Source organism: Bacteroides sp. HPS0048, from assembly GCF_964240755.1.
GTDB classification, from domain to species: domain Bacteria; phylum Bacteroidota; class Bacteroidia; order Bacteroidales; family Bacteroidaceae; genus Bacteroides; species Bacteroides nordii.
Map to the genome: position 1 here is coordinate 110,120 of NZ_CAXSVC010000001.1, position 12,385 is coordinate 122,504.

The following is a 12,385-nucleotide window of genomic DNA, read 5'->3' on the forward strand; positions in this document are numbered from 1 at the left end:
AAAACTGACTGCTAAATTCAATATAGATGAGACTTAAACTATTTACAATTATTGCCCTTTTCATCTCATCGGCTGTTCATGCTGACGAGGGAATGTGGCTATTGGGGAACCTGAATAAACAAACGCGGCAAACGATGAAAGAACTGGGTTTGCAGATGCCTGCCAATAAACTCTATAATCCTAAGAAGGCTTCGTTGAAGGATGCCGTTGTTAGTTTTGGTGGGTTTTGTTCGGGGGTAGTTGTCTCAGAAGACGGATTGGTTTTTACTAATCACCATTGCGGTTTCAGCAGTGTGCAGCAACATTCCACCGTAGAACACGATTACCTGAAAGATGGTTTTGTGGCCCGTAACCGGGACGAGGAGTTACCCAATCCGGAGCTTTATGTTCGTTTTCTGCTTCGCACCGAAGATGTGACCAAGCGGGTGCTGAAAGTAACCCATGACGCTATGACCGAGCAGGAACGTATGGTTGCTGTTGATTCTATTTCGCGTCTTATAGCAGACGAAGTGAGTCTCAAAGATTCTACTCTTGTGGGAGTCGTTGATGCTTATTATGGTGGAAATGAGTTTTGGCTTTCAGTTTATCGCGATTTCAACGATGTTCGTCTGGTGTTTGCTCCTCCTTCTTCTATTGGAAAATTCGGTTGGGATACGGATAACTGGATGTGGCCCCGCCATACCGGTGACTTCTGTGTTTTTCGCATTTATGCCGATAAAAAGAATCGTCCGGCTGATTACTCACCGGACAATGTACCCTATCATCCGACCTATGTAGCGCCTGTTTCGCTTGACGGATATAAAGAAGGGTCTTTTTGTATGACTTTGGGCTATCCCGGTAGTACGGAACGTTTCCTCTCTTCCTTCGGCATTGAGGAGATGATGAATGGTATGAACCAGGCGATGATAGATGTGCGTGGTGTAAAGCAGGCTATTTGGAAGCGTGAGATGGATCGGCGGGCAGATATTCGTATCAAATATGCTTCAAAGTATGATGAAAGCTCCAATTACTGGAAAAACAGTATCGGGACAAACAAAGCCATCCGCAAGCTGAAAGTACTTGAAAAGAAACGAGAGTTGGAAACGACCCTCCGTCAATGGATTCAGAATACTCCTGCCGAACGGGAGAAACTGATGCATTTGTTATCTTCCCTGGAACTGAACTATAAGAGCCGTCGGGAAACCAACCGTGCGTTGGCCTATTTCGGTGAATCCTTTATCAATGGGCCCGAGCTGGTACAGCTGTCTCTTGAGATTCTTAACTTCGATTTTGAAGCCGAAGAAAAGCAGGTTGTTGCGCGGTTGAAGAAATTATTGGAGAAATATGACAATCTGGACCTTTCGATCGATAAAGATGTGTTTACTGCACTTCTGAAAGAATATCGTGAAAAGGTTTCTCCTGAATATCTGCCACCGATGTATCAGACGATTGATACGCTGTATAACGGCAATGAACGGGCCTATATCGACACTTTGTATGCTCGCTCCGAGATAACTACTCCACGGGGATTGAAACGCTATCTGGAGCGTGATACAACATTTAGTATGCTGGATGATCCAGCCATTTCTTTGGGCATTGATCTGCTGGTGTCTTATTATGATATGAACCAGGCCATCGTGGAGGCTTCGCAAAACATAGAAAAGGATGAACGGTTGTTTAATGCGGCTGTTCGCCGGATGTATGCCGACCGTAACTTCTATCCTGACGCCAATTCCACCATGCGGCTTAGTTTCGGGACGGTTTGCAGTTATTCTCCGTTTAATGGCGCTATTTATAACTATTATACTACTCCGTTGGGGATTTTTGAAAAGATGCGGGACCATCAGGACGATCCGGATTTTGAGGTCAGTCCTCGTTTACTGGAATTGTTCAGTGCCGGAGACTTTGGGCGTTATGCCGATGAAAAGGGCGAAATGAGAGTCTGTTTTATCTCCAACAATGACATAACAGGTGGTAACTCCGGTAGTGCCATGTTTAATGCCAAAGGAGAATTGCTCGGGCTTGCTTTTGATGGCAACTGGGAAGCGATGAGCAGTGATATTGTTTTTGAACCCGATTTGCAGCGTTGTATCGGCGTAGATGTACGTTATATACTTTTCGTTATTGAGAAGTATGGAGAAGCAGGCAACCTTATAAAAGAGTTAGATATCCGGTAAAAGCGAGTAATATGCATCTTTCTACCGTTTGAGAATGATCACTGTTACTGCGGTAATAATGAGTATTATTCCCAAACCTACGCTGTTCGTGAAGGGTTCGCCGAACATGAAGATACCTACACATACAGCTGTTACCGGTTCCATTGCTCCCAAGACTGAGGTGAGTGTGGAACCGATACATTTTACTGCTCTTACCAGTGCAAGATTAGAAATAACGGTTGGGATAATGGCAAGCATTACCAGATTTCCGGCTGTATGTAGGTTGGGGATCGGTTGGGTATGTCCTGTTGTACCAATTCCTATGAAAAGGAGCAGGGTTCCGAAAAGGAAGACATAGAATGTGAGCCGTAGCCCCTTCATCTGACCTACTTTTAGCTGGCTCACAGTGACTAAATAGAGCGCATATCCCAAAGCAGAGAGGAGAACGATAAAGATACCTATAAATGTAATACTTCCCGAATCATCTCCTTGAGAAAGAAAGAATACTCCCGCCACAGCCAGAGCTATGGCCATAAATCGCCAGATCGATTTCTTTTCCCGGAAGAATAGCATCATGATCAGTGTAGTCAATACAGGATACATGAAATGCAAAGTTGTAGCTATCCCACTTGCCATAAATTTATATCCCCAGAATAAGAACACCGCAGATATAAGATAAAAAAATGCCAGTAAAAGAAGGGAAGGTATATCACGGCGGTTGATACGAAATGACTGGCCGTCAATTAACAAAATAACTCCTAAGGCCAGTGTGGCAAAAGCGAATCTATATAGCAAAATGGACTCAAACTGCATCCCTTGCTGCATTGCAGGAATGGTAAACATCGGGATGAGGCCGAAGGATGCCGAAGACAGTAGACCATACAGGAAACCATTTAGTTTATTCATATCAAGGGATGGCGTTAATCAGTAAAAACGCTGCAAAGGTAGTGTTTTTCTTGGCTTCTTTTATTTTCATTCGGCTATATAAAACAAATCACCCGGATATAGATTATTTCTACATTCGGGTGAATTGTGTGTATAATACAAGTTTTTTTATAGTAACGATTCTATAAAATTATTTTTTCTTTTTTCTACGTGCCCATCCTTCTTCACTAAAATCCGATTTTTCATCTTTAAAGAACTGTTGCCAGTCGTCTTTTTTACCGCGTGCATTACTGTATCCACGTTCCTCACGGCTTGGCTTTTGTTTTTTGCTGTCAGTAGAAGCTGAAGTTGCTCTGGCCGGTTTGTCTTTGCGTGGTTTTGTTGATGCAGATGACTTTGCATCTCTGCCGTTATCTTTGTATCTGCCACTGTTTTTGCGCCCTTCTCCGCCTTCTTCTCCGGCTATTTCGACTGAAACCCTACGTCCATTCCAGTTTGTGCGATTCAGCGCTTTTATAACACTTTGTGCCTCTTTTTCATCTACCTCAAAGAATGAGAAGTTCTTCATCAGATCAATACGTCCCAGTTCGATGCGTCCGCGAGTATTGCTATTCAGTAGGTTGATAAGTTCGTTCGGGAAAAAGTTGTCCATTTTACCCAGATTGATGAATAAACGGGTGAATCCCGGTGCTGCTGTACGGCTACCGCCATTATCACGGCTTCCGCGTCCTTCGGTGCGCGTGCCACGTTCGCCACGGCTATCGGTTGCAGTTTGTATTTCTTCGCGGTCACGATAGTATTCAAGGAAACGGTTGAATTCCATAGATACCATGCGTTTGATAACGTCTTCTTTACTCAACCATTCCAGCTTACGGTAGATTTCGGGCATGAAGTCCGCTATCTCTTCCTCATTAACCTTTACTTTTTCAATATCGTCAATTACCTTGATGAGCTGTTTCTCACAGATCTGCTTGCCTGTGGGGACTTGCTCCATAATGAACTTTTTGCCAATGATACGCTCTATCTCACGCATTTTCCCTTTCTCGCGCATGTTAACAATAGCGATAGAGATACCTGTTTTTCCCGCACGTCCGGTACGTCCGCTGCGGTGCGTATAGCTTTCCGTATCATCCGGCAGGCCGTAATTGATGACGTGGGTTAAGTCGTTTACATCCAGTCCGCGTGCAGCTACGTCTGTAGCGACTAATATTTGTATATTGCGTAAACGGAATTTCTGCATAACGGCGTCACGCTGTGCCTGAGAGAGTTCTCCATGCAATGAATCGGCGTTATAGCCTTCCTGCATTAACTTGTCGGCAATTTCCTGCGTCTCTTTACGGGTACGGCAGAAAACGATACCATATATTTGCGGACAGTAATCTGCTACACGTTTTAGTACGGCATATTTATCTTTCGCCTGAACCATATATGCAATATGCTTCACGCTATTGGTACTTTCGTTTTTACGTCCAATGGTGATTTCTTTGGCGTCGCGCAAATAGTTCTTAGAAATACGTGCTATTTCCGGACTCATAGTAGCCGAGAAAAGCAACGTATTACGTTCTTGCGGAACGTCTGCCAGAATAGCGTTAATACTGTCTGTGAATCCCATATTCAGCATCTCATCAGCTTCGTCCATTACAACATTGCTGATAGTAGAGAGGGAAACGGTTTTGCGTTCCATCAGATCGAGCAAACGACCTGGAGTAGCTACTATGATGTGTACACCACGTTTCAGACTACGTATCTGGCTATCTATAGATGATCCACCATATACGGGCAGTACTTTTAATCCGTCGATGTATTTGGAATAATCATTTAAATCACCTGCTATCTGCAAGCAAAGCTCCCGTGTAGGGCAAAGGATAAGCGATTGAGGAACACGGTTTTTTACATTAATCTGTTGTATCAGCGGCAGACCAAATGCGGCTGTCTTCCCAGTTCCTGTTTGAGCAAGAGCTACTACATCATTATTTTCTCCTAAAAGGTACGGAATCACTTCCTCTTGTACCGGCATGGGATTCTCGTATCCCATTTCTTCGACTGCTCTACGTATCTCCGGAGAAACGCCAAGCTCTTCAAATGTCTTCATTAAATCTCTGTATATCTTTATATTCGGGCGCAAATATACGTAAAATTAGTGGAAACTAATTCTTTTGACTATAGCATTGTTTGTTTTTTATTTAATTTTGCATACTTATAAAGGTATATTACCGTTATTAGTGCATTACAGCGTAATCTGAGAGAAATGTTATTTAACTCTTTTGAATTTTTAATTTTCCTGCCGGTTGTTTTTCTACTTTATTGGTTTGTATTTAAATCGTTAAAGTGGCAAAACCTGTTTATTGTTGCAGTAAGTTATTTGTTTTATGGATGGTGGGATGCGCGTTTTCTGATTCTTATCGCATTTACAACCTTTTGTAGTTTTGGAAGTGGCATTTTGCTTGAAAAAAAAGAAGGAGACCGCAACTTACAGAAATGGATAAGTGTCGCTAATATATTGTTGAATCTGCTAATTCTTGCAATATTTAAGTATTACAATTTCTTCGCAGAGAATCTTACACAACTATTTCTTACTTTTGGATTACAACTGGATTGGGTAACACTAGATATTCTTTTGCCGGTGGGTATCAGTTTTTATACTTTTCAGGCATTAAGTTATACGATTGATGTATATCAGCATAAAATGAAACCAACACATGATATTGTTGCTTTCTTTGCTTTCATTAGCTTCTTTCCTCAGTTGGTGGCAGGTCCTATCGAAAGGGCTACTCATCTTCTGCCTCAGTTCCTGAGATCGCGTAGTTTTGATTATGCTAAAGCTACGGATGGGATGCGACAAATATTATGGGGACTATTTAAGAAGTTGGTGATTGCTGATAATTGTGCGGTTGCTGTCAATCAGATTTTTGAAAATTATTATCAACATGATGGTTTGACTCTTTTTTATGGAGCAGTACTTTTTACTTTTCAGATTTATGGAGATTTCTCCGGTTATTCTGATATCGCAATAGGTACGGCTCGTCTGTTTGGTATTAATCTAATGAGGAACTTTAATTTTCCTTATTTCTCACGGGATATTGCGGAGTTTTGGCGACGTTGGCATATTTCTCTGACTACGTGGTTTCGTGATTATATTTATATTCCCTTGGGAGGAAGTCGGGGAGGAAAATGGCAAAGCTTCCGTAATACAGTGGTTATTTTTCTGGTTAGTGGCCTGTGGCATGGAGCTAACTGGACTTTTATCTGTTGGGGGGCCTTTCATGCTTTACTATTCTTACCTTTATTGCTGCTGGGCAGGAATCGTAGATTTACGGATGTTGTAGCTAAGGGTAAGAAACTTCCTACGTTACGAGAGACAATCCAGATGATATGTACATTCATTTTGGTTGTGTTGGGCTGGATTATTTTCCGTTCCAGGACAATATACGATGCCTGGCAGTATATTATTCGTATGATAACTAATGGGCATTTTGGAATCCCTCAACAAGGAAAGATGGCATGTATGTTTATTGCGGTGTTGATACTTGTAGAATGGATTCAGAGAGATAAGCAACACGCTTTGCAATTGGATGGGCAGATAAAGTCTCCTTTGCTCAGATATGCTATTTACTATGCGATCATTTCAGTATTGTTTTGGCAGGCAGGTCAAAGCACTCAGTTTATCTATTTTCAGTTTTAAGAGATATTGGTATGACAAGGAGCGGTATTAGAAAGTTTATATATAAGACGTTGCTGATGGCAATTCCGTTTGTACTATTGTTAGTGCTATATTTTGCCTTGGATGTTTTTAAAGTTATCTATGATTACGATGCATTCTATGCTGAAGATGAAAAGCCCGGTGTCGGTTTAAATGCCGGGTATATAAGTACAACTACCTTTGAAAAACGGCATGTTGCTCTTCATTATGATTCTTTTGTTTTCGGGAATTCAAGAAGTATGTACTACGAGATAGCCGATTGGAGAGAGTATCTGCCGGATAGTAGTAGTTGCTTTCATTTTGATGCGTCTTTGGAGTCATTGTATGCATTGTATAAAAAAGTGATGTATATAGACAAAAGTGGAAATAGTATTCATAATGCTTTACTAATACTTGATAAGTCAATTCTTGAACAAGATAAAAGTAAAGATGGACATCTGTATTGTATTGCCCCTCAGTTGGAGAATTATACGAATATTTTTGGTTTTCATTGTTCATTTATTAAAGCTTTCTTTAGTCCAAAGTTTCTGTATGCTTTAGCCGATTTTAAACTGAGTGGTGAAGTGAAGAAGTATATGGCAGAGAGTTATTTACTTTCAGATGAGCGATTCCGATATGACAAGAATACTAACGAGGCTAAATCTGTGGAGTTTGAACGAGAGATAGCTGATGGTACTTTTTATAATGAAAAGAAAATGAAGGTGTTTGAGGATAAAAGTTTTCCTGATTCTGTGTCACGACCTGTCATAGTGATTAAGCAACGGGAAATGCTGGAAGAAATGGTGCAAATTTTTAAAAAACATCACACTGATTATAAGATCGTGATAAATCCTTTATTTGATCAGATAAAATTGAATCCTCAGGATCTGGGCATTCTCAGGGAAATATTTGGAAAGGAAAACGTTTTTGATTTTTCGGGAACAAATGAAATTACGGTTGATTACCATAATTATTACGAAGACTCGCATTATCGTCCACACGTTGCCAGAAGTATATTGAAGAGGATATATACCTCTCATTAGTATTATTCCAGCAAAATACTTTGTAATTGCTCGATGTCCTTAGTGGTGAGATCGAGTCCCTTTTCAAGGTAAGTCGGCACATCTCCATATGTCCGCTCTATTTCCTCTTTGGCAGCATTCAGAAAATCCTCTTTTGCCGTATAAACGGTAGTGATGGCTTCCTGCGAATTTACCGGAAGTTTGTAGGCATATTTAGAGGCTTTGGGTATATTAAAATAATCGTTACTCAGACGATAATCCTGCATTATGATATCTTCGTTTACACCCAGAGCGGCAAGAATGATGGCAGAGGAAACACCTGTGCGTCCCTTGCCGGAAGTACAGTGAATGATAATGGGATAATTGCTTTGATCTTGCAAAATGCTGAAAAGCTTTTTATACTCATTACGATAATCTATTGCCAGTTTACGATTCATTTGCTCTACGATACGGTTGATGGTATCACCCTTGATTTTTCCCTCTTGTATGCCTTGTAACACCTTTTCCATGTTACCTGTTGCAATGGGAATGTAAATGACATTGAAGCCTTTTTGAATCTGCGGATAGTTATTACGTTCTTCGGGAGTACGAAAATCGATAATGGTTTTTATTCCTATATTTCTTAGTTCCCTGAGTGCAGCACAACCGAGGCTGTCAATCTGTGCCGAGCGATAGAGCATCCCCCAACGAACGTTTTTTCCTGTGGCAGAGGATTTATATCCACCCAGATCGCGGAAGTTTTGTATACCGGAGATATTCACATTTCGGGTCGCTATTTTTACACGGTATTTATTGTTAAATACCATCATATAATAATACCGTCTGGAAGGGTCGTCTGTGACAATGGTCATTCTACCATCGGAAATAGGGGCAGCGGCAATTGGGAGTGTTTCCGGTATCATTTCCGGATTGGTAGACGCGTATACTTTCACCTGCCCCTGGATAAGAGGGGCCGTTTCCCACTTAATGATACAGTTTCCTACATTGTTTTCCTCACAAACAACCGAGATATTCGGTGGTGTTTTGGAACATGAAGGGAACAAAAGGAAAATAGCAAGCCAGTTGATCAGGTTCTTATACATAGTATATTGTCTAAAACTCTAATTGCAAAGATATGAATAACTGGCAGACTTTGTTATTACTTTGCTATTATTAGACAAACTACAGAGTTTTTAATACTCACACAGATCCACATGGAGATATCTATACTCGTTCTGGAACGTAGAATATCCGGAACTTATTTCTCAATGAGTTTTTCAGCGAATTCCTTTGAGACTGAATTGTTGAAGCTCTTACAAACCTCTGCAGCAAAAGCTTTGCCATACCCGATGATTTTATCCCATATTTCTTCATTCAGGCCATTCAGGTCGCGATAGCGTACATCATACTTCAGCATACCATAAATAAGTCCGGCGTTGAAGTTGTCCCCAGCTCCGATGGTGCTTACTGCATTCAGCGGTTCTATCGGATAGTCTTTCCGAAAGTTTTTGGTGCGCAGTGCGATTTGTTCTGCTCCTGCCGTACAAATAAAATTAGGGCAGTAGAACTGGATCTTATCTTTGTATATTTTATCTGTATCATTCAGTCCGTACATATAGAAAAAGTCTTCTATTGATCCACGTACAATATCTGCGTACTCCAAATTTTCGATAATGGTAGATGCGAGCTTCATAGCTTCGTTTTTGTGTGAGCTACGGAAGTTGGGATCGTAATATATAATCGCTTTTTTCTCTTTTGCTGTTTCCAGTAACTCCACTATTTTTTCGCGGAGTACAGGATTGAGTGCATAGTAAGAACCGATAACTACGATATCGTCTTCATGTATTTCCGGAAATAATACATCAAGGCGCTGTTTGGGATAATCTTTGTAGAAGATGTATTCTGCATCGTTACGCTCGTTCAGAAAGGCAAGGGATACAGGCGATTTTCCGTCGGGGAAAACGTTTACATGTTCTGTTGGCAACCCATTATCCTGCATGAATTGCAGAATGATGTTACCTACATGATCATTTCCCGTTTCACTGATAAAGCATACATTTATACCCGTACGCCTTAGCGATACGATACCATTGAAGACAGAGCCACCCGGTACGGCAGCCGAGGGCCGGTTTCCTTCAAAGATGACATCGAGAATTGTTTCGCCAATACCGATTACTTTACGCATAACTCTCTTGATTTTTCTCCCAGATAACCGCCATGATGACGTTTGGAATATTCTTCAATCGTAAATTGAGTTTTTTTCATGGTTTGTACCACCAGAATGTCTCCAATTACAGTCATTACGGTAGTCGATGTAGTAGGGGTCATTCCCAATGTACATACTTCCGCCGGTTTACCTGTACTGAGGCAGACATCTGACTCATCGGCCAGTGGACTGTCCGGATTACCAGTAATTACAATAAATTTCAATCCGGGATTCAAGTTGTGTGCCAGCTGTGTTAATTCCACAATTTCACGTGTTTTACCTGAGTTGGAAATGAGTAATAGCAAATCATTCTCTTGCAAAATACCCAGGTCGCCATGCTGTGCTTCACTTGGATGTAAAAAAACAGAGGGAATACCGGTAGAACAGAATGTGGTAGCAATGTTCATGGCAATCTGCCCGGCTTTTCCCATGCCACTGGTTACAAGCTTACCCTTTTTGATACAAATTTGTTCTATGATAAGGTCTACAGCCTTTTCATAAGCGTCTGTTACGGGGATATTCAGCACAGCTTGTGCTTCCTTCTGCAAAAGGTCTTTAATGGATTCTATCATATGGTCATTATTTCTTTTAATTCTTCCGGTGTGTGGGCTATGTCATAGTATGTAGAGAACGGATGACGGGCGAACCCTTTACTTTCTATCTCTTTGAGTGCTGCTAATAAGGTGTCGTAAAAACCATTCACATTGTAAAACACCACTTTCTTATGATGATAACCGATGGATGCGGCTGCCATGACGTGGAATATCTCGTCCAATGTACCTACGCCTCCCGGAAGAGCCAGTAATATATCTGATTCTTCTACGATAATGTCTTTACGATCACTGAGGTTATGGGTATGAATAATACGATCCGGCAGCGTGCTGACTTTTCCGTTCTCTTCAAGTTTGGCAGGAACTACACCAATAATGTGTCCACCGTTTGTTTTTACTGCCTGTGCTACACACTCCATAAGTCCGAGACTGGCACCGCCATATATAAGAGTTTTGCCTGTTTCACCTATCCATTTACCTACCCGGACAGCAGCATCGGAATACATTTTGTCAATGTTTTCTGATGCAGAACAGAATATTCCTATCTTTTCCATACACGTTGTCACTGTTATAGTCTACAAATATCTGCAATTTTCTATAAACGACAATAAGTTTTATTGTATTTTTGTAGCATCAATAAAACTTAGTACTGATAATGAAGAATTTACTAACGGAGCAGGTCGAGCATACTCTGTCAAATGGCTTGAGGATTATTTGTAAACCTGTAGTTTCCGATGTGACTTATTGTGGTTTTGCTGTGAATGCCGGTACTCGTGATGAGACTGAAAATGAACAGGGAATGGCTCATTTTGTAGAACATCTTATCTTTAAAGGCACGCAAAAGCGGAAGGCCTGGCATATATTAAACCGTATGGAGGCTGTGGGAGGTGATTTGAATGCCTATACCAATAAAGAAGAGATGGTAGTTTACTCTGCTTTTCTGGCAGATGACCTGTCGCGTGCAGTAGAATTGCTGGTCGATATTGTATTCCGTTCTACTTTTCCGCAGCGTGAGATAGAAAGAGAGACAGAAGTGATCATTGACGAAATACAATCTTATGAAGATAATCCTTCGGAATTGATCTTTGATGACTTTGAAGATATGATATTCCGTGGGCATCCATTGGGGCGTAATATTTTGGGGCGCCCGGAGCTGCTGAGGCAATTCCGGACAGCTGATGCTCTGGCATTTACACAACGACTGTATCAACCCTCTAATATGGTTTTCTTTGTTCAGGGAAAAATTGATTTTAAGAGGTTAGTGAATATGTTGGAAAAACTGATGGCGGATATACCGGCTGGCGAGGTGAAAAATTTGCGTACTCCACCGCCATTATATGTCCCGGAACACCTGGTAATACCGAAAGATACTCACCAAGCTCATGTGATGTTAGGGAGCCGGGGGTATAATGCTTATGATGATAAACGTACCGCTCTCTATCTGCTGAATAATATTTTGGGTGGTCCCGGTATGAATAGTCGTCTGAATGTTGCTTTACGTGAACGCCGTGGGTTGGTATACAATGTAGAATCCAATCTGACTTCTTATACGGATACCGGTGCTTTTTCCATCTACTTTGGTACAGACCTTGAGGATGTGGATACTTGTCTGCGATTGACTTATAAAGAACTAAAGCGGATGCGTGATGTAAAGATGACTTCCTCACAAATTGAAGCTGCCAAAAAACAGTTGATAGGGCAAATCTGTGTAGCTTCGGATAACTTTGAGAACAATGCTTTGGGTATGGCTAAAACTTTCCTGCATTACAATAAGTTTGAGAATCTGGATACAGTCTGTAAACGTATAGAGACATTGACGGCAGATAATCTTCTTGAAGTAGCCAATGAGATGTTTGCAGAGGAATATCTGTCTACGCTGATTTATAAATGATATTATAGCACTTACGGCTTTTCTTCCCGGGGTATCT

10 protein-coding genes are annotated in these 12,385 nt (G+C 41.2%); 4 read left to right on the forward strand and 6 right to left on the reverse strand.

The window, feature by feature from the left end; all coding sequences use genetic code 11:
* The first annotated feature begins 26 nt into the window (after nt 1–26).
* A complete protein-coding gene (locus ACESQI_RS00450) occupies nt 27–2,156 on the forward strand; it encodes a S46 family peptidase (RefSeq protein WP_320908359.1) in 2,130 nt (709 codons plus the stop codon).
* A 21-nt stretch (nt 2,157–2,177) separates the two neighbouring features.
* On the opposite strand, the gene ACESQI_RS00455 is transcribed toward ACESQI_RS00450, so the two are convergent.
* Both ACESQI_RS00455 and ACESQI_RS00460 read right to left on the reverse strand, forming a co-directional pair.
* On the reverse strand, nt 2,178–3,041 hold the full coding sequence (locus ACESQI_RS00455) for a DMT family transporter (protein WP_002558614.1): 864 nt from the start codon (nt 3,039–3,041) through the stop codon (nt 2,178–2,180).
* Between the two features lie 169 nt (nt 3,042–3,210).
* Nucleotides 3,211–5,112, reverse strand: a complete 1,902-nt coding sequence (locus ACESQI_RS00460; RefSeq protein WP_044094812.1) for a DEAD/DEAH box helicase — start codon at nt 5,110–5,112, stop codon at nt 3,211–3,213.
* A gap of 156 nt (nt 5,113–5,268) precedes the next feature.
* Here ACESQI_RS00460 and ACESQI_RS00465 point away from each other — a divergent pair, with 156 nt between their 5' ends.
* Nucleotides 5,269–6,702, forward strand: coding sequence for an MBOAT family protein (locus tag ACESQI_RS00465; protein WP_263667008.1), 1,434 nt, complete (start codon nt 5,269–5,271; stop codon nt 6,700–6,702).
* A 56-nt stretch (nt 6,703–6,758) separates the two neighbouring features.
* Entirely contained in the window at nt 6,759–7,742 is a 984-nt protein-coding gene (locus tag ACESQI_RS00470) for a hypothetical protein (protein WP_223381690.1), read from the forward strand.
* Nucleotides 7,743–7,744: 2 nt separating this feature from the next.
* Here ACESQI_RS00470 and ACESQI_RS00475 read toward each other — a convergent pair whose 3' ends face one another.
* The 4 genes from ACESQI_RS00475 to ACESQI_RS00490 form a co-directional block, all read right to left on the reverse strand.
* A complete protein-coding gene (locus ACESQI_RS00475; protein ID WP_263667007.1) occupies nt 7,745–8,803 on the reverse strand; it encodes a tyrosine-protein phosphatase in 1,059 nt (352 codons plus the stop codon).
* Between the two features lie 155 nt (nt 8,804–8,958).
* Nucleotides 8,959–9,885 (reverse strand): carbohydrate kinase, encoded by a 927-nt coding sequence (locus tag ACESQI_RS00480; RefSeq protein WP_025866548.1) that lies wholly within the window; start codon nt 9,883–9,885, stop codon nt 8,959–8,961.
* Complete coding sequence (locus ACESQI_RS00485; protein ID WP_002558620.1) at nt 9,873–10,478, reverse strand: SIS domain-containing protein; 606 nt, start codon at nt 10,476–10,478, stop codon at nt 9,873–9,875. The genes ACESQI_RS00480 and ACESQI_RS00485 overlap by 13 nt, the downstream gene beginning before the upstream one ends.
* Entirely contained in the window at nt 10,475–11,011 is a 537-nt protein-coding gene (locus ACESQI_RS00490; protein WP_373125324.1) for a TIGR00730 family Rossman fold protein, read from the reverse strand. Before ACESQI_RS00490 ends, ACESQI_RS00485 begins: the two co-directional genes overlap by 4 nt.
* Before the next feature lie 101 nt (nt 11,012–11,112).
* On the opposite strand from ACESQI_RS00490, the gene ACESQI_RS00495 reads away from it, so the two are divergent.
* On the forward strand, nt 11,113–12,348 hold the full coding sequence (locus ACESQI_RS00495; protein WP_007483273.1) for a pitrilysin family protein: 1,236 nt from the start codon (nt 11,113–11,115) through the stop codon (nt 12,346–12,348).
* The last annotated feature ends 37 nt before the right edge of the window (nt 12,349–12,385 follow it).

What these genes read in the sequence shown, in the direction of transcription:
- ACESQI_RS00460 (WP_044094812.1), bottom strand. Translation starts at nt 5,112, where the DNA reads ATGAAGACATTTGAAGAGCTTGGCGTTTCTCCGGAGATACGTAGAGCA.
- ACESQI_RS00480 (WP_025866548.1), bottom strand. Translation starts at nt 9,885, where the DNA reads ATGCGTAAAGTAATCGGTATTGGCGAAACAATTCTCGATGTCATCTTT.
- ACESQI_RS00450 (WP_320908359.1), top strand. Translation starts at nt 27, where the DNA reads ATGAGACTTAAACTATTTACAATTATTGCCCTTTTCATCTCATCGGCT.
- ACESQI_RS00470 (WP_223381690.1), top strand. Translation starts at nt 6,759, where the DNA reads ATGGCAATTCCGTTTGTACTATTGTTAGTGCTATATTTTGCCTTGGAT.
- ACESQI_RS00495 (WP_007483273.1), top strand. Translation starts at nt 11,113, where the DNA reads ATGAAGAATTTACTAACGGAGCAGGTCGAGCATACTCTGTCAAATGGC.
- ACESQI_RS00475 (WP_263667007.1), bottom strand. Translation starts at nt 8,803, where the DNA reads ATGTATAAGAACCTGATCAACTGGCTTGCTATTTTCCTTTTGTTCCCT.
- ACESQI_RS00485 (WP_002558620.1), bottom strand. Translation starts at nt 10,478, where the DNA reads ATGATAGAATCCATTAAAGACCTTTTGCAGAAGGAAGCACAAGCTGTG.
- ACESQI_RS00490 (WP_373125324.1), bottom strand. Translation starts at nt 11,011, where the DNA reads ATGGAAAAGATAGGAATATTCTGTTCTGCATCAGAAAACATTGACAAA.
- ACESQI_RS00455 (WP_002558614.1), bottom strand. Translation starts at nt 3,041, where the DNA reads ATGAATAAACTAAATGGTTTCCTGTATGGTCTACTGTCTTCGGCATCC.
- ACESQI_RS00465 (WP_263667008.1), top strand. Translation starts at nt 5,269, where the DNA reads ATGTTATTTAACTCTTTTGAATTTTTAATTTTCCTGCCGGTTGTTTTT.